This is a genomic window from Paenibacillus sp. VT-400 (genome assembly GCF_001029205.1).
In the GTDB taxonomy this organism is placed as follows: Bacteria; Bacillota; Bacilli; order Paenibacillales; family Paenibacillaceae; genus Paenibacillus; species Paenibacillus amylolyticus.
On the sequence record NZ_LELF01000067.1, the window covers coordinates 1870213 to 1887997 of the forward strand.

At 45.8% G+C, this 17785-nt stretch carries 15 protein-coding genes; 13 read left to right on the top strand and 2 right to left on the bottom strand.

The annotated features are described in order from the left end of the window. Positions 1-48: 48 nt before the first annotated feature. Positions 49-1158, bottom strand: a complete 1110-nt coding sequence (locus EL84_RS19155) for a helix-turn-helix transcriptional regulator (RefSeq protein ID WP_053061537.1) — start codon at positions 1156-1158, stop codon at positions 49-51. 129 nt (positions 1159-1287) lie between these two features. On the opposite strand from EL84_RS19155, the gene EL84_RS19160 reads away from it, so the two are divergent. The 13 genes from EL84_RS19160 to EL84_RS32160 all read left to right on the top strand — a co-directional run bounded on the left by EL84_RS19160 (position 1288) and on the right by EL84_RS32160 (position 16534). Next, entirely contained in the window at positions 1288-1995 is a 708-nt protein-coding gene (locus EL84_RS19160; RefSeq protein ID WP_047842705.1) for a class I SAM-dependent methyltransferase, read from the top strand. Next, entirely contained in the window at positions 1979-3082 is a 1104-nt protein-coding gene (locus EL84_RS19165; protein ID WP_047842706.1) for a saccharopine dehydrogenase family protein, read from the top strand. Before EL84_RS19160 ends, EL84_RS19165 begins: the two co-directional genes overlap by 17 nt. Positions 3083-3156: 74 nt before the next feature. Continuing rightward, positions 3157-3450 carry a hypothetical protein gene (locus tag EL84_RS19170; protein WP_036608638.1) on the top strand — a complete coding sequence of 98 codons (294 nt, stop codon included), beginning with the start codon at positions 3157-3159 and terminating at the stop codon, positions 3448-3450. Positions 3451-3528: 78 nt separating this feature from the next. Beyond that, entirely contained in the window at positions 3529-4821 is a 1293-nt protein-coding gene (locus tag EL84_RS19175) for an amidohydrolase (RefSeq protein ID WP_047842707.1), read from the top strand. A gap of 192 nt (positions 4822-5013) precedes the next feature. Continuing rightward, on the top strand, positions 5014-6072 hold the full coding sequence (locus EL84_RS19180) for a dockerin type I domain-containing protein (protein ID WP_047842708.1): 1059 nt from the start codon (positions 5014-5016) through the stop codon (positions 6070-6072). Positions 6073-6162: 90 nt separating this feature from the next. Further along, positions 6163-8112 (top strand): S-layer homology domain-containing protein, encoded by a 1950-nt coding sequence (locus tag EL84_RS19185; protein WP_053061538.1) that lies wholly within the window; start codon positions 6163-6165, stop codon positions 8110-8112. 191 nt (positions 8113-8303) lie between these two features. Next, the gene (locus EL84_RS19190) at positions 8304-10268 is read left to right on the top strand and encodes an ATP-binding cassette domain-containing protein (protein WP_047842709.1); all 1965 of its coding nucleotides are present in this window, start codon (positions 8304-8306) and stop codon (positions 10266-10268) included. Between the two features lie 29 nt (positions 10269-10297). Then, entirely contained in the window at positions 10298-10966 is a 669-nt protein-coding gene (locus tag EL84_RS19195; RefSeq protein ID WP_047842710.1) for a response regulator transcription factor, read from the top strand. A 2-nt stretch (positions 10967-10968) separates the two neighbouring features. Continuing rightward, positions 10969-12306, top strand: a complete 1338-nt coding sequence (locus EL84_RS19200; RefSeq protein ID WP_047842711.1) for a sensor histidine kinase — start codon at positions 10969-10971, stop codon at positions 12304-12306. A 213-nt stretch (positions 12307-12519) separates the two neighbouring features. Next, complete coding sequence (locus EL84_RS19205) at positions 12520-14355, top strand: UbiD family decarboxylase (protein ID WP_047842712.1); 1836 nt, start codon at positions 12520-12522, stop codon at positions 14353-14355. A 283-nt stretch (positions 14356-14638) separates the two neighbouring features. Then, complete coding sequence (locus EL84_RS19210) at positions 14639-15724, top strand: HD-GYP domain-containing protein (protein WP_047842713.1); 1086 nt, start codon at positions 14639-14641, stop codon at positions 15722-15724. Between the two features lie 160 nt (positions 15725-15884). Then, positions 15885-16340 (top strand): SRPBCC family protein, encoded by a 456-nt coding sequence (locus EL84_RS19215; RefSeq protein WP_047842714.1) that lies wholly within the window; start codon positions 15885-15887, stop codon positions 16338-16340. A 32-nt stretch (positions 16341-16372) separates the two neighbouring features. Continuing rightward, a complete protein-coding gene (locus EL84_RS32160; protein ID WP_155985038.1) occupies positions 16373-16534 on the top strand; it encodes a hypothetical protein in 162 nt (53 codons plus the stop codon). Between the two features lies 1 nt (position 16535). On the opposite strand, the gene EL84_RS19220 is transcribed toward EL84_RS32160, so the two are convergent. Continuing rightward, positions 16536-17756: an MFS transporter gene (locus EL84_RS19220; protein ID WP_047842715.1), complete on the bottom strand. Its 1221-nt coding sequence runs from the start codon at positions 17754-17756 to the stop codon at positions 16536-16538. Positions 17757-17785 lie beyond the last annotated feature (29 nt).

Consider the following 17785-nt stretch of genomic DNA (forward strand, 5'->3'; position numbering starts at 1 on the left):
TCTCATTATTCGATAGTCAATTTGATTACTGGGAAATTTCATCAGGATTTATATCGCAGGATCATCCGACAGCTGGAAACGGGAAACGAAATACCAGATGAGCTCGCGACGGGAGGATACCTTGGTCTTGGCGAAAATGGATTTCAAATGATCCTGAACCGTGTAGACCGAAATATGCATCGAAGCAGCAATTTCCTTGGACGAATAGCTGCGTAGCACATATCCGAGCAGTTCCCGCTCTCGACTGGATAATCCATGGCTTTCAGCGAGCAAGGGCAGTAAATCCTGTGGCATCGCCTGCTCCAAACGGATAGCAATCTGATCTGGTCCCGTAAGCTGTTGCATAATACTGGCATGAAGTATGAGGTAACGCCCATCCGGAAGTTGGATACAGACTTTGGAGGGTGAGTTGGGAGCGATCTGAGTATCTTCAGCCCGTTCTGCCCGATTCTTGCGCTGCAAGTGGGAACTCACTGCACGTACCGGACGGGGCAACACATCCGGCCCTACATGTTCCAGCATACGTAATTGGGACAGCCAATATTGAGCGGAGGCGTTCAGGGATAAGAGTTGGAACGTGTCTGAGGTGATCAAAATTCCGGGTTCCTCGGGACTTTCACTCGTGATCTCATCGATCAGTGTCAGGCTCGTGGACCGCAGCATCGATGCAATAGAAGCGGTCCAGGACTGAATCATCATCCGTTCCTCTTCTGTAAAGACAGCACTTTCTGTCTTACGATATAGGGTCAGATATCCCCAGCAAGCGTCTCCACTGACCAATACAGCACGTAGTTCATCACCAAACCCCGCTGGCTGAAGAATGTTGATATAACGTGGGCTTTGTTCAAGCTGTGAGTTCATGGACGTATGAAGTGTAGCTGTATGCTCACCGCTGCGAATTAATTCAGCGTATTTATGTATATCTTCTTCCATGTATTCATTGATGAATAACCGATCATGAATGGCCTCAATGCCATCTTCTGTCACGGCTCCTGTGGAGAGAAGAGTCAGAGGATCAACGGTAGTGAAACAGTATGCATCGTAAGGTATAACCGTATGGATCTGCTTGAGAACAGCTTCCCGATAGGTATGTGAGGTCCAGGTTCCTTTTTCAAGAGAAGTGATAAGTCTGTGGTTCCGATCAATACGTGATGTCAACAAGATTACTCCTCTCTCTGTGCGCATATCCCAATCTTCTGGGATTGTAGGCTCGCCGTATCCTTCTATAATGAAATTAGACGAACAACGAGTCAAGTCTAACTTCAATTCAAGAGGAGTGCGGTGTCTATGAATCACAATCCATCACCGATGAGCTGGGAAACAGCAGATGTTCATCGTTACGAACAATCGATAGCCCTGAAAATTCCGGGTTATTCTCATATGCATGATCTAATGGAACGGCTGCTTTCAGCATCTTTCATGAATAACAACGATATTCATATCCTTGTTGCCGGTGCGGGAGGGGGAAAAGAGATTGCTCTGCTCGGATCACGTCATGCCGGTTGGACATTGACTGGAGTAGATCCATCACAGCCCATGCTGCAACTTGCTGAGAAACGAGTCACGGAAGCAGGCATCGGTTCCAGAGTGAAACTGCAACCTGTCACGGTTGAAGAATTGCTGGAGGATATTGTATATGATGGGGCGACAAGCATGCTCATGTTACATTTCCTTCAGGGGATGGAGGCCAAGAGAACGTTTCTGACCAGCCTCGCAGCTAGACTTAAACCGGGTGCACCACTGATCATTGCGGCTGTAAATGCCGATCTTCGTTCACCTGCACATCCAATCATGATGCAAGCTTGGAAGGATCACATGTTGAGTGTGGGCGTCCTTCCTGAAGAGTGGGAGCGCTTTGCTGCTTCCCTGGGCCGTGAATCCGATCCAATATCCTCTGAAGAGATGACTCAGCTACTGACCGAATGCGGTTTCTCACATATTACACGTTACTTCGGGGCGTTCTGGGTGGAGGGGTATTATGCAATTCGAAACTAGCGTGAAGCCTATTAAAGATCAGATCTGGGTGGTTGGTGGTTATGGTCAAGTGGGGCAGATGATATGTACTCAACTGGGGAAATTGTTCCCGGGTAAAGTATGGGCTGCGGGTACACGCATGAACCGTGCGGAAGAGTTCAGCAGGTCTACAGGTGGTGCTGTGCTACCGCTTCAACTGGATGTAACAAAACCTGTGGAGCCATCCATGTTACGGCCTGTGAAGCTGGTCATCATGTGTGTGGATCAGAGCGATACCCGTTTTGTTGAAGCCTGCGCACAAGCCGGAACCGACTATATTGATATTTCTGCAAAATATGATTTTCTCGCTCAGGTTGAACAGCTCCACACCAAAATGCAACGTTCCAAATCGACCGCGATCCTCAGCGTTGGATTATCACCTGGAGTGACTAATTTGCTTGTGCGCGAAGCGACCATGCATATGGATCAGGTGGAGGAAGCAGACATTACCGTAATGCTGGGACTTGGAGAGAAGCACGGAAAAGCTGCCGTGGAGTGGACCGTTGATCAGATGAATGCCACCTACCAAGTGATGCAAAAGGGCAAACCTGCTGAGGTACAGAGTTTCGGAGATGGTAAACGTATTGATTTTGGAGCGGAACTGGGGAACCGGAAGGCGTATCGATTTAACTTTTCGGATCAGCATGTGGTTGCTCGGACGTTACGTATTCCAACCGTATCTACCAGACTCTGTCTGGACTCCCGCTGGATCACAGGATCCATGGCAATCTCCAAACGTGCAGGGTTGTTTTCGTTGCTGCGTATCCCGTCTATTCGCAATGGAACAGTCAAGGCATTTGGTCTTATTCCCGGAGGAGAGCCGATGTATGCAGTCAAGGTCGATGCCGTAGGATGGGAAAATGGTGAGCAAATCCGTGTTGAACAACTACTGGTCGGCGCAAAGGAAGCAGATGCAACAGCGGCCGTGGCAGCAGCCGTGGCGGAACGCGTATATAGAACGGAGTCAGAGTTGCCTCATGGTGTGTTTCATATTGAACAGTGTCTCTCTTTGCAGGACATTCAGGATGCACTTCATACGCCACTAAAGGTGACGACCAAGATCACCTAGTTTCATGTTCTTTTGCTGGGAACCTCCGATCTGCTATGATGGAACAATAATCATGGCATGAATGGAGGGAGATCATGAACTGCGTTGCTGTATTACCTTATTACAAAGTACAGAGAGAAGTGACGGGTCTCGCCCAAGAGATTGAGATGAATGCCCGCTCCATGATTCTGTATTCCGATAAAATTGTGACCAAATACCGCGAGTTCAACATCACGGAAGTGTTTGATATGTCATTTCGCCGTATGGGTGATGAAGGTGGATTTTTCTATTTGCACACAAGCACAGGAGTATATCCATATATGGTCGAGATCGACCCCAAACCTTTTATACAACATTTCAGAAAGATGACGATCCAAAAATTAAAATGACTTGACCTTGCCGTTACGTGAAGGCTTACCCTCGGATATGGAAAGAACCATAACCAATTCAGAGGAGCCGTGAATGTAATGAGTATACTAATTCAGCAAGCTACGATCCTAACGATGAAAGATGCCGATGCCCCCTTTACGGGGGATATTCGTGTTGAGGGTGATCGCATTACGCAGATTGCTGATCACATTGTGCCTCACCCCCAAGATGAGATTATCGATGGGCGCAATAAGGTTGCCATGCCAGGACTGATTAATGCCCACCAACATACACCGATGAGTCTGCTCCGGGGATTTTCGGATGATCTGAAGCTGATGGACTGGCTCGAACGCAAAATGCTGCCTGCTGAAGCACGGATGAACCCGGAAGACATCTATTGGGGTGCCAAGTTATCCATCGCCGAGATGATCCGTTCGGGTACCACTGCTTTTGCGGATATGTACATTCATATGAATGAGATTGCAGAAGCGGTTAAACAAACGGGTATGCGGGCATCGCTTACACGTGGGATGGTATTCATGGAGGATGATGGGGGACGCAGGTTGCAGGAAGCGATCGATCTTGTACAACGCTGGTCTGGAGCGGCCGATGGACGGATTACAACCATGTATGGGCCCCACTCACCCTACACTTGTCCCATGGAGCCGCTTCGTGAAGTCATTGCCATGGCTGTCACAGAGGATATCCCGCTACATATTCATCTGGCTGAGACGAAGGAAGAAGTTGTAAAGATTCGTGAGCGCTATGGCATGACACCGACAGAGTATCTGGAAGAGGCGGGGATGTTCGAACAGGCACATGTGTTGCTTGCACATGGTGTGCACCTCAATCGCAGGGACATCGGCAGATTGAAGGGCATGCGCGGCGGTGTAGCACACAATCCAGTCAGCAATCTGAAGCTGGGCTGTGGAATTGCTCCAATTACCGAGATGTTGGCTCAGGGAATTAACGTTGGAATCGGAACGGATGGAGCGGGAAGTGCCACAACCGTGGATATGTTCGAGGAGATCAAAGCCGCGACCTGGCTGCAAAAGCTGGATTATGGCGACCCAACTCGCTTGCCAGCCAAGGACGTACTAAGCATGGCTACACGCGGAAGTGCTAGTCTGCTTGGTCTACAGGATGACGTAGGGATGCTTGAGGTGGGGTGCAAAGCTGATCTGATCCTGATCGATCTGGCGAAACCACATCTTCAACCGGTACATGAGGTAGAATCGTTACTGGCTTACAGCGTAAATGGGGCGGACGTGGACACCATGATCGTGAATGGTCAGATCCTCATGAGAGGCAGAAAGTTGCTCACGATTGATGAGGATGAACTTTACCGTGAGGTGAAGGTTAGAGCCAAAAGGATTGTTGAGGGAATTTAATTTTAGGTGAATATGATCCAAACTGGAAAATGATTTGTGTTCAAAACGCTATGGAGGCTTACTCCATGGCGTTTTTTGTCGAATTTCAACTGGAAGTAGTTCTGTGGTCCTGTTCAGAATCGGTTCAGAATGGGTCGTTATACTGAGCATGTAGTTGTTCAAATTTGAAATGTATACGAGGAGGAACATGAATTGAAGGGGAAACAAAACAAAAAACGGCTTAAGCCGATATTGAAAAAAAGCATGTTGACTGCACTCGGGCTGAGCATTGCGTTGCCTATAGGTGGAACGCTTCCACAAGCTAACGCAGGAGCAATTGGTCCGGAGATTAAGATTTCACAACCTGTTCTTAACGATGGCATTAACTGGTTAAGTTATTCATCGGCACAAGATAATCCTTCTTTTGTGCCCGAAGTGCCTATTGAGGTAACCACCAATAATATCATCAGAATCAATCTAAGTACACAATTTCGATCCGATGAGTATAGCCCGCCTACAGCCAGCTCAAGTGATAACAGCATCGCTGAGGCGTATGTAGAAACGAGACAGGATGAGAATATGACAACGCCTGTCAGTACATTGGTGGTTATTCCTCGCCAAAGCGGCAAAATCAACATCGAATTGAAAGCGAATTATATGATCTCTGGTGCACCAGAGACTGTTACGGATAACATTGAACTTTACATTAGTAAAAAAGGGGATGTAAATGCAGACGGAAAAGTGAATTCTTTGGATGCCGTAGACCTTTTCAATTATATTCGTAACATGATGACTCGCCGCAGCTTTTCTTATGTAGAGATGAACCGAATGGATGTAGATCGTAATACGGAACCCACTCTGGGGGACATGGATGCTTTGTTAATAGGATACAAAGGCAAAACACTTGGTGGAAAAAACAATGACTATGTGTTGACCTTTAAGCAAGTAGATGATGCGCCGTATGTACTAAATGGTGAATTGAAGAATGCCATGTTAATTGGAAATGAAATTGGCGTTAGTCATTATATAATGGATATTGATTACAATGATTACATTAATACTCCTTCTTACCAGTGGTACCGCGCAACAGAAGCTTCGAGAGAAGATATGGTGCCAATCGAGGGGGAAACAGGAGCAAAGTATACCGTTAAAGATGAGGACGAAGGTTATTATCTTGTGCTCGAAGTTATTACTCAGTCCACTTGGGACTCGAATACGGAGCCTAGAAAAGTATACATTGTTGGAAAAGAAAAAATACAACGCCTTGATTAATTCAATTTTTTATTTTAGATAACGAATAACAATACATTTTCTATCTTTACCATACGATCTATCAATTGATACAGACATGGAGGCTATCACATGTTTCAACCGAAAAAGAAACGTCCTAGAATCAGAAAAACAATGTCAGGTCTCATTGCACTGACGCTACTCTCGTCTATCGTATTCCCGAGTATAGCTGGGGCAGAGCCGGCAGAACCATCACAAGTACAATTTGCAAATGTGAGCGTACAGGCAGGGCAGACCGTTCATGTACCTGTTGCATTGAAGAAGTCCTATTTCGGGGTGAAAGCTTATAATATGCAGATTGATTATGATACGTCTGCACTGGAAATTGTTCGGATCACGCCTAAATCTGTCAACGTCATCAGCACATCCCCAAATGAAGATGGTGTAGCAGACTTCCAGTACCAAATTAATAATGCGGAAGGCTGGGTACGGATCATCTGGGTTGATTTTACTGGGGGTGACCACTCAATTGTAGATGAAACCCAATTATTTGATATGGAAATCAAAGCCAAAAGCAATGCGGCGCCTGGAACGAAACAGCTATCCGTAGATCAAACTGATTCAGAACATTGGCATTTTACAAATGTAGAACACAATAGTGGTGCTCAGTTGTCTGGTGGAACAATCACAATTACAGCAGCAAATTCAGGTGGCGACAATTCCGGTTCGACACCTACGCCGAATCCTGGTAACTCTTCGGGTGGAGGAGGAAGTGTATCGCCAACTACACCCGTGATTACCCCAGTTCCATCGACTCCGGCGGTAACCAAAGGCGTAGACATCTATGTGAACGGAAAGAAGCAGGAACAATCTGCGACGGCCACCACATCAACGGTAAACAATCAGGTTACCACCACGGTTCATGTGGATAATGATAAAGTGATTAATCAGATTGGAAGTGGTCTAAAAACGCTTCTGCTGCCTATTACAGGTACTGGCAAAGGCGCAGTAGTTGGTGAACTGAACGGCAAACTGGTCAAAACGATGGAAGGAAGTAATGCCGAAGTTGTCATTCAGACAGACAGCGGTACGTACACACTTCCAGCTAACCAGATTCAGGTAGAACAGATTCTCAACCAATTCGGAAACACGGTTCCGTTGGAAGATATCACAATCCAAATCGCTATTTTGCCTAGTGCCACATCTAAACAAACAGCAATTCAGGCCGCAGCGGATAAGTTGGAGAACACAACGGTGATCGCAGCTCCGATTGATTTTGAAGTAAAAGCGATCTGGAATGGACAGCAAGTTAATGTAGATCGTTTCAACTCTTATGTAGAGCGCTCCATTACTTTGCCAGAAGGTGTCGATGGTTCAAAGATCACGACAGGAGTTGTGCTTCAGCCAGATGGCAGCCTTCTGCATGTACCGACAAAGGTTATCAAAGGTAACGTGCAAGATTCTGCTATTATTAACAGCTTGACGAACAGCACCTATGCGCTGATCTATCATCCGGCAACATTCAGCGATGTATCAAGTCACTGGAGTCGTGATGACGTACAGGATCTGGCATCCCGTCTGATCGTACAAGGTACCGGTGAGGACGTATTTGCGCCAGACCGGAGTATTACACGGGCAGAGTTTACGGCTGTTCTGTTAAGAGGTTTGGGGCTGCACTCCCCGCGCAGTACAGAAGCGGCATCGTTCACAGATGTGAAGACTGGCAGCTGGTATGAGGATGAGGTTCAGACGGCTGTGTCCTACGGCCTGATCTCAGGTTATGCTGACGACAGCTTCCGTCCGAACAGCGAAATTTCTCGTGCGGAAGCGCTGACTATTGTGTCACGTGCGATGAAACTGGTCGGTCTGGCACAGGCTGACCAGTCAGAGACAACAAGTCTGCTGAGCACATACAGCGATAGCGCTAAAGTACAGGCTTGGGCAGCAGAGCCAGTTGCATCGGCGATTAAACAAGAGCTGTTACAAGGTGCTGATGGCAAACTGATGTCAGATGCAGACATTAGTCGTGCACAGTCAGCCGCGATTGTGAAAAGGTTACTTGCAAAAGCGGGATTAATCTAATCAAATTTGGACACCTACACTTACTTGAAATGAAATTTCAAGCAAGCTGTAGGTGTTTTTTTTGCATATAGTTCTCTTCGAACCTCTTATAGGTGCAATGGTCCAGTTCATTATCAGTTCATACTGATTTGTTACGATATGAACATCAAATAGATAGATATCGTGCATGATCAGGAGAGGAAGAGATCCATATGAAAATACTAGAAGTTAAAAATGTGAAGAAATCATACACCTTATATGGAAAAGAAAGAGTTCCGGTACTCCACGGTTTGAACTTAAGTTTTGAGACAGGGGAATTTGTCTCCATCCTCGGTGAATCTGGCTGTGGTAAGTCAACACTGATGAATATCATTGGTGGCATGGACTCCGATTATGAAGGGGACGTCGTTGTTCGTGGCAAGAACTTAAGTGCCATGACAGAGAAGGAAATGGATGATTATCGGAAGAATAATATCGGCTTTGTCTTTCAAAATTTCAATCTGATCCCGCATCTGTCTGTCCTCGAAAATGTAACGATTGCGATGCAAATGACGGATACCAATGAGAAGGATCGCAACCAACGTGCTGTTGATATATTGACAGAGGTGGGACTGAAGGATCATCTGAACAAACGTCCCAACCAGTTATCTGGCGGTCAGAAGCAACGGGTTTCCATCGCACGGGCATTATCCAACAATCCGGATATTATTCTTGCAGATGAACCGACGGGTGCTCTGGATAGGGAAAACGGAGATCAAATCCTCGCTTTGCTCGACAGTATAGCCAAAAAGGGAATGCTGGTGATTGCCGTAACTCACTCGCAGAAAGTCGCTGACTCCGGTACACGGATTGTGAAGGTTGAAGAGGGGCGTATTAGTGATGATATTCACCTGAAAGATCCTTCTACGGCTGTTTACGAGAGTGGTCAGGATTCTTCCCGTAGCCTGAGCTTGCTTGCTTCATTCAAGATGGCACTTAAAAATATGAAACTCAACGGCAAGCGTAATGTTCTGGTCGCTTTGGGTGGATCTATAGGTATATTAAGTGTACTCCTGATGCTCTCCTTGGGGAATGGAATAACGACGTATATGAATGACGAAATCAATTCAAGTATGGACCCTTTCCTCGTGGATATAACAAAGCCGAGTGAAGAAGCCAAGGACATGCAAGGTCCTGAGGCCTTGATGGCACCAGGTGAACCGTTCACCGAAGCTGATGTAGAGACGATTCGCAATTTTCCTAATGTGGATCATGTAGAGACAATTACGACCATTACAGGCAAATCCACTATGGTGAATGAAAAACAAAGTGTAGGACTCACACAGTTAACAACGTTAACGGATGCTTTTGATCCAGCATTGATGACAACTGGTGTTCTGCCGGTAGAAAATCAGATGCTGTTACCTCTCGATACAGCGAAACAATTAAGCGGAGATGATCAAGCTGAAACCATGATCGGCAAGTCCGTGTTTTTATATATCAATGAGATGGATAGTAATAATAAACCAGTGACTTTGGAGAAAGAAGTAACAATCTCAGGGATCTACGAAGCGGCAGATCCGCAATCTCCAATGCAACAATCCCCGGGGTACATTTCATCAGAGACGCTGGAGCAAATGTATGCGGACGAAGGAATAACGATTGGGCCAATTCAAGTTAACGCCTATGCAACCGATATTAAATATGTAAATGATATCAATGAAGCTGCTGTAGACGCTGGTTTCGCAGGCTCCCAAATGGCCAAGGTCATGGAGAATATCACCACATATGTAAGTATGGCTTCCATTGTACTTGCGGGTATTGCAGGTATTTCGTTGATCGTATCCGGTATTATGATACTGGTAGTACTCTATATTAGTGTCGTGGAACGGACAAAGGAGATCGGAATTCTCCGAGCGATTGGAGCAAGAAAGAAAGATATCAAGCGAATATTCTTCTCCGAATCTGCCTTATTAGGCGTATTTAGTGGTATTATTGCGGTAATCTTTGCAGTGATCATTAGTTATGTATTAAACATTCTTTTGGACAATGCGTTTGGAGCTAAACTCATTAATCTCTCGGGATATTATATCTTGTTTGGGATCGTGGTAAGTACAGCGATTAGTATTGTTGCCGGTTTGATGCCATCATCAAAAGCGGCGAAGCTGGACCCGATGGAATCCTTACGATACGAATAAATATCAATTTTGGAAAGGATAATGGCTACATGAACACAATTCTGGTGGTGGACGATGATTCCCATATCCGTAAATTAATCCGAATCTATCTTGAAAAGAATCAATTTTCCGTGCTGGAAGCACCAGACGGTCAAGAGGCGTTAGATATCCTCTCGCACACGAAAGTTGATCTGGCGATTGTGGATGTGATGATGCCGCGAATAGACGGCATTGAACTGACGGAAGATATTCGGTCTTATCTGGATATTCCCATCCTGATGGTGACTGCCAAGGGAGAATCCAAGGACAAAGTCAGAGGATTTAATGCAGGATCAGACGATTACCTGGTTAAACCATTTGATCCTGTGGAGTTAATCTTGCGTGTAAAATCGTTACTGAAACGATATAACAAAAGTGCATCAAACATGATTCAGATCAGCGGTGTAACGATTGATTTGGGCAACCTGATGATCATCGCGGATGGACAATCTATCGAATTGAAAAAGAAGGAATGTGAATTGTTATTTTCTCTGGCGAGTTCGCCAGGGAAAATATTCACACGTACACAGCTTATAGATGACATATGGGGCATCGATTACGAAGGAGATGAGCGTACGGTTGATGTACATATCAAACGGTTAAGGGAACGGCTTGAACCCGTACCTGAGCTAGTGATCTCAACGATAAGAGGACTCGGTTATCGGCTGGAGCGGGCATGAAAATGTTTAGGAAAAGCCTGCGACTTCGCATCGTAGCTACGTTTATCGGGATTGTTCTGGTGAGTTTAATTCTCTCCTTTATGATAAATAACGGGTCCCAGGAAAAAACACCGAATCGTTTTATGGTTACCTTTGCTCAAGATCTCGCTACACTGATTAACCTGATTGATGATCCGGAAAAAGTGAAATCAAGCTTGGGTATCTTTGCTCGCTACGGCTTAAATATCACTCCCGTGAATGAACAAAGTGAAGTGTTATCTTCCTTGCCAGAGGACAAAGTTCATTCGTTGTTTGAAACGGGTACAACGGATGCCATTTTTCTGTCCAGTAAAGATGGAATCGCGACCATAGGTGTTCCTGGAACAAACGAGGGGATCGGCACATTTCTGATTCAGAGTGATTTCTCCTCTCTTTTTCATACACTGCGAAACACGCTCTTAACCTCACTGTTAACGGTTCTGGTGATTGGCAGCTTATTAATCCTGTTCATGTCCGGGTACATTGTGAAACCGATTAAGAGATTAACGGTTGCAGCGAAGGAGATGTCCTCAGGTGACCTGTCGGTCCGCTTGAAACATAATAATCAGGATGAGTTTGGGGAACTGATGGAGAGCTTTAATCATATGGCCAGTGAGTTGCAAAAAATCGATTCGGTTCGTGATGACTTTGTCAGCAACGTCTCTCATGAAATGCAATCTCCGCTCACATCAATTAGAGGATTCACCAGAGCACTACAAGATGGTGTTATTCCATTAGAAGAGCAGAAAGAGCATCTGGATATTATATATGAAGAAACGCTACGCTTATCGAGGCTCAGTGATAATCTGCTTCGGCTAGCCTCGCTGGATTCAGAGCATCATCCGGTTCATTTCACCACATTCCAGGTAGATGAACAATTAAGAAGGGCGATTTTACTGGCAGAGCCGCAGTGGGCTCAGAAGGACATACAGATCGAATTGGATTTGTTGCCCTGCGAGATCACAGTGGACAAAGATTTGTTTGATCAGGTCTGGCAAAATTTAATAAACAATGCGATCAAATACACCGGTCCACAAGGTACCATTCATGTCGAAATTGAGACGTCATCTTCATTTGTGAAGGTATTGATTAGAGATTCTGGACAAGGAATACCTGAGGAAGCCCTCCCGTATATCTTTGATCGATTCTACATGGTGGACAAAGCGCGAAGCAGCTCGCTTCGAGGGAATGGATTGGGTTTGTCCATTGTGATTAAAATATTGAAATTGCATCAATGTACAATTGATGTAGAGAACGAAATGGGTAAAGGCACACAGTTTATTGTCACGATCCCCAGATCGACCATTACACCTACATCTTAAGGCAAGCCAGAACAGAGAGAGCAATATGGAAACAATCGGTCCCTGTGCGTTCAGGATTCAGATTGCTGCCAGATTGCTTTTTTGATATCTGTATTCGCGACAAAATTTCACATATAGTTTTGTTTAGCAGTGGATCATTTGATAAAATAGAAGAGACGTTATGTGAATCTATGAACTTAATTAATTTAATCATACAGAGAATGGAGCCATCCAATGAAATATCGCAACATGGAAGATTGTATTAACGATCTGGAGCAACACGGTCATTTGATTCGGGTCAAAGAAGAGGTTGATCCTCATCTGGAGATGGCAGCGATCCACATGAAAGTGCACGAGGCTAAAGGCCCTGCTTTGTTATTCGAAAATGTAAAAGGCTCAAAGTTCCAGGCCGTATCCAATCTGTTCGGCACGGTGGAACGAAGCAAGTTCATGTTCCGCGGTACGCTGGAAGGCGTACAACGGGTCATGGCAGTTCGTGACGATCCCATGAAGGCGCTTAAGACACCATTTCAGCATGTCCAAACAGGTCTTGCTGCGTGGCAGGCGCTGCCAAAACAGAAGTCTATTAGTCTACCAGTGTCCGCGCAAGAAATTCAAATCTCGGACTTGCCTCTCATCAAGCACTGGCCTATGGACGGTGGGGCATTTGTGACTCTACCGCAGGTGTATTCCGAAGATCCAGATAAGCCAGGCATCATGAATTCCAATCTGGGGATGTACCGGGTTCAACTGGATGGCAATGATTTTGAAATGAACAAGGAAATAGGGTTACACTATCAGATTCATCGCGGAATTGGTATACATCAAGCCAAAGCTGTCAAAAAGGGAGAACCACTGAAAGTGAGTATTTTCATTGGGGGTCCGCCTGCACATACACTTTCAGCGGTTATGCCTTTGCCTGAAGGACTTAGTGAGATGACATTTGCCGGTCTGCTCGCTGGACGTCGCTTCCGGTACAGTTACAAGGACGGATATTGCATCAGTAATGATGCCGATTTTGTCATCACGGGTGATATCTACCCAGGTGAGACAAAACCCGAAGGGCCGTTCGGTGATCATCTGGGTTATTACAGTCTGACACATGAATTCCCGTTAATGCGTGTGCATAAAGTCTATGCCAAACCTAATGCTATCTGGCCGTTTACGGTTGTTGGTCGTCCGCCGCAAGAGGATACGGCTTTTGGTGATTTGATTCATGAGATTACTGGAGATGCGATTAAACAGGAGATTCCTGGTGTCAAAGAAGTGCATGCGGTCGATGCAGCAGGGGTTCATCCATTGCTGTTTGCCATTGGCAGTGAACGTTACACGCCGTATCAGGCTGTGAAGCAGCCGACAGAGTTGCTCACGATTGCCAATCGCATTTTGGGTACGGGTCAGCTCAGTCTGGCGAAGTACCTGTTTATTACTGCTGAGGATCAGCAACCTCTGGATACCCATAAGGAAGTTGAATTCCTGACCTATATCTTGGAGCGTATGGATATGCAGCGGGATATTCATTTCCATACCCATACAACGATTGATACACTGGATTACTCGGGTACAGGGCTGAACAGCGGTAGCAAGGTCGTTTTTGCAGCATATGGCGACAAGGTTCGAGAGTTGTGCACGGAAGTGCCGGAGTCTTTGAAAAACATTCGTGGTTATGAGAATCCACAGCTCATCATGCCGGGTATCGTTTCGATCCAGACATCGGCCTTTACGAGTTATGCGGATACAGCACAGGAGATGCAAGCATTCACGTCTCTATTGAAAGAACAGGGAGGTCTGGACTCGTGTCCGATGATCATTCTATGTGACGACAGTTCGTTCCTGAGTGCTAACCTCAGCAACTTCTTATGGGCAACCTTTACTCGCAGCAACCCTTCACATGACATGTACGGGGTTAATAGCGGATATGACCACAAGCATTGGGGCTGTGATCAGGTGATTATTGATGCACGTACCAAACCCCATCAGGCACCGCCGCTGATTCCCGATGCTTCGGTCGAGAAGAGCATTGAAAGATTTTTTGTTAAAGGTGCTAGTCTGGGTTCGATCAAAATCTAATTTGAGATGTCTTGAAGAAGTTCAAACGGAGCGTTTGAACTTCTTTGGCTTACTCTGATACGGCAATGAGGCACAAAAGTGTGTAAAAGTTTAAAACCGGGACTAATTTGGATGTTGGAGTGAGGATAAAGTCTTAGGCGTTCGTATTTACCATTGTGATTAAGGTCGTTTGAACTATGTATGAAATGAAGAATTATAACGATATAAAGAAGTATAGGTATTTTTGTGGCCCCGTTCCGTTGGGTGCTGTTACTATAATGAATTGTTCAGGGGGAATACCGATTTGAGAATCCATATTATGAACCTGCAAGACGGAGACCGTCTAACTGCGGATACATTCAGCGATGCAGGATTACACGTTCTCGGGAAGGGAACTGTGATCAAAGGTGAGGATATCACCTTGCTTATGCAGCACCGTGTAGATTATGTAGATATTGAATCACGCGAAGAGGAAATCACTGAAGCAGAATTTTTTGCAGCAGCCGCAAAGCATGCTTCGGGGATAACTACGAAGGAAGAACCGCCTGAAGAAGAGCTGAAGTCCCAATTTATTCAGACTGTACATAATTATCAAAATGCTTTTCTCGAAGCTCTGACCGTTGGCAAGTTCAACGCCACCATGGTGGATGATGCACTGCAACCGATGGTTGAGGGACTGGATGAGCAGAAAGATGTCGTTCATCTCCTGATGATGCTGGAGCGGGATGACGTCAATAACTATACACATTCAATCCAGGTAGGATTGTTGTCCTTCTACCTTGCGAATTGGCTTGGATATTCTCAGAAGGAGAGTTATCAGATTAGTCGCGGTGGTTATCTGCATGACATTGGAAAGTGCAAAGTATCCCACCGGATTCGGAACAAAACAGAACCGTTGACAGCGGACGAGCAGCTTGAAATGCAGCGTCACACCATATATGGTCATGAAATCATCAAAAATTCGATGACGGATGAAGCGACAGCACTGGTTGCTCTGCAGCATCACGAGCGGGAAGATGGGTCGGGTTATCCGATGCAACTTGAGAAAAGTGAAATTCATCCCTATACCCAGATTGTATCTGTAGCGGATATCTATATAGGTATGAGATCGGGGAATCACGGAGGAAGCAATCCAAATCTGATCAACAACCTTAGAGATATCTATGGAATGGGATTTGGTAAATTGAATGAAAAACCGGTTCAGGCATTGATGCAACATTTGCTTCCAAATTTCATCGGGAAACAGGTTCTGCTCAGCAATGGAGAAAAAGGTGTGATTGTCATGAACAATACATCTGATATTTTCAAACCACTCATCAAAGTGGAGTCTGAAGAATATCGCGATCTCTCCAAAGAGCGTACACTTGCCATTGATGAATTGCTTATTTAATCTAAATATGATCTGTATTCCTTACTTATATTGAGGACGGGCCTCCTGTACGAAGACAGGGGACCCGTTTTTTGTTATATCATCCTAGATGTGTTGTTCGACCAAGGAAGCAAGCGTATACTTTGCAAAGACCTTATTTTCCTGCCAAGGAGCGATCGCCATGATTGAAGTGACAACCGAGATTACGATACATGCCTCGATTGAACGATGCTTTGACTATGCCCGGGATATTGATGTACATACTCAGACCGTCTGGCAACATACAAGAGAGCGAGCAGTTGCAGGAGTAACCACAGGAAGAATTGGAGCAGGGGATACCGTTACATTTCAGGCTACTCATTTTGGGGTCAGACAGAAGCTGAAGTCCCGAATTGTACAGTTTGAACGACCGTTTCTATTTGTGGATCAGATGGAGAAAGGGGCTTTCAAGAGCATGCGACATGAACATCATTTCAGCGTAATTGGGGATCAGATGACTTGCATGAGAGACACACTTCGATTCGAAGCTCCACTTGGATTACTGGGATGGGCAACGGAGCGACTTGTGCTGAAGAGATACATGCAGGCATTTCTGGAGGATCGTAATCGTAAGCTCAAAGATATGCTTGAGCAGTAGCCAGAATTGAAGGGATAGAGGAGAGAAGACATTTGATGGATAATGAATATTTTGTAGGTTGGGGTACCCTTGCCTTGATTAATGCCGGACTGGCTCAGGGAAAAAACAGAAGTGGTCGGAACTGGTTTCTGATTTCCCTGTTATTTGGTCCGTTGGCAACTCTTTTTATTGTGGTGTGGAATAAACTGGACTAATTCAACGATCGAGATTCCGATGCATATAACGATCGATCATCCAGAACACAAGGGCTGCTGCACTAACGCCAGCACCTAACCAGGAAACAGCTGTCCAGCCCGCCCATGCATATACTTGGGTAGAAACGATGGAGCCAATCGCACTGCCGATGGAATAAAAGATCATATAAGCTGCCGTCAGGCGGCTCTGTGCTTCGGGGCGAACTTCGTAGATCAGGCTCTGGTTGGTAACATGAACGGCCTGCACGGCGAGATCGAGCAGGATAACGCCCAGGATCAGAAACCAGAGAGAATGATGGACATAACCGATGGGCAGCCAGGACAAGAGCAGAATGACAAGGGCGACACCGGTTGTTTTCTGCCCAAGGCCCCGGTCGGCGAGTTTACCTGCACGGGCAGCGGCCAGTGCTCCAGCCGCTCCTGCGAGACCGAATGCACCTATGACTGTATGAGACAGGGACAGTGGAGGGCTACTTAGTGGCAGTACCATAGAAGTCCACAAGATGCTAAAGGCTGTAAAAATCAGCATGGCCAGCACACCTCGTACTCGTAACACACGCAACTCACGGTACAGTTGCAAGACGGAACCGAGTAATTGGATATAGCTTTGTTTTACCTGTGGGGATTGTTGCCTTGGGAGAACAAAAAATAAGGCGACAATTCCGAGTAATGTAAGGCTGGCGGAGAAGAGATATACCGATCTCCACCCGAACCAATCGTTCAGCGTACCTGCAACCGTTCGTGCAAGTAAAATACCAATGACGATTCCGCTGGTTACCTGCCCGACAATGCGACCACGTTCGGAAGGGGCTGCCAAGTGTGCAGCAAAGGCAACGAGCGTTTGCGTAATGACCGCGAGTAGACCTACGACAGCCATGCCCGTGAATAAAAGTGAGCTGGATTGTGCGGTTCCTACGAGAACCAGTGCAAGCACGGATAAGAGCATTTGAATGATGATCAGCTTGCGGCGATTTAAGAGGTCACCAAGCGGAACAAGAAGGAACAGCCCCAAGGCATAACATATTTGAGTCACTGTGATGATAATCCCTATGGATGATGGAGAGAGGCTGAATTCTTGAGCGATGGAGTCCAGCAAAGGCTGAGCATAATAGATATTGGCGACCGCAAGTCCGCTGCACACGGCAAAAAGAAGAGCAACTAACCGTGACATGGCAGGACGATCCTTATTGGATAATTGTGCATCTGGAGAAGAAGTTTGCATAAATGGATGTCACCTTTCTATTATGTACT

Bases quoted from the DNA above. Each gene is read 5' to 3' on its own strand.
- EL84_RS19220 (WP_047842715.1), bottom strand. From the start codon at position 17,756: ATGCAAACTTCTTCTCCAGATGCACAATTATCCAATAAGGATCGTCCT.
- EL84_RS19170 (WP_036608638.1), top strand. From the start codon at position 3,157: ATGAACTGCGTTGCTGTATTACCTTATTACAAAGTACAGAGAGAAGTG.
- EL84_RS19205 (WP_047842712.1), top strand. From the start codon at position 12,520: ATGAAATATCGCAACATGGAAGATTGTATTAACGATCTGGAGCAACAC.
- EL84_RS19190 (WP_047842709.1), top strand. From the start codon at position 8,304: ATGAAAATACTAGAAGTTAAAAATGTGAAGAAATCATACACCTTATAT.
- EL84_RS19160 (WP_047842705.1), top strand. From the start codon at position 1,288: ATGAATCACAATCCATCACCGATGAGCTGGGAAACAGCAGATGTTCAT.
- EL84_RS19200 (WP_047842711.1), top strand. From the start codon at position 10,969: ATGTTTAGGAAAAGCCTGCGACTTCGCATCGTAGCTACGTTTATCGGG.
- EL84_RS19195 (WP_047842710.1), top strand. From the start codon at position 10,298: ATGAACACAATTCTGGTGGTGGACGATGATTCCCATATCCGTAAATTA.
- EL84_RS19215 (WP_047842714.1), top strand. From the start codon at position 15,885: ATGATTGAAGTGACAACCGAGATTACGATACATGCCTCGATTGAACGA.
- EL84_RS19185 (WP_053061538.1), top strand. From the start codon at position 6,163: ATGTTTCAACCGAAAAAGAAACGTCCTAGAATCAGAAAAACAATGTCA.
- EL84_RS19165 (WP_047842706.1), top strand. From the start codon at position 1,979: ATGCAATTCGAAACTAGCGTGAAGCCTATTAAAGATCAGATCTGGGTG.
- EL84_RS19175 (WP_047842707.1), top strand. From the start codon at position 3,529: ATGAGTATACTAATTCAGCAAGCTACGATCCTAACGATGAAAGATGCC.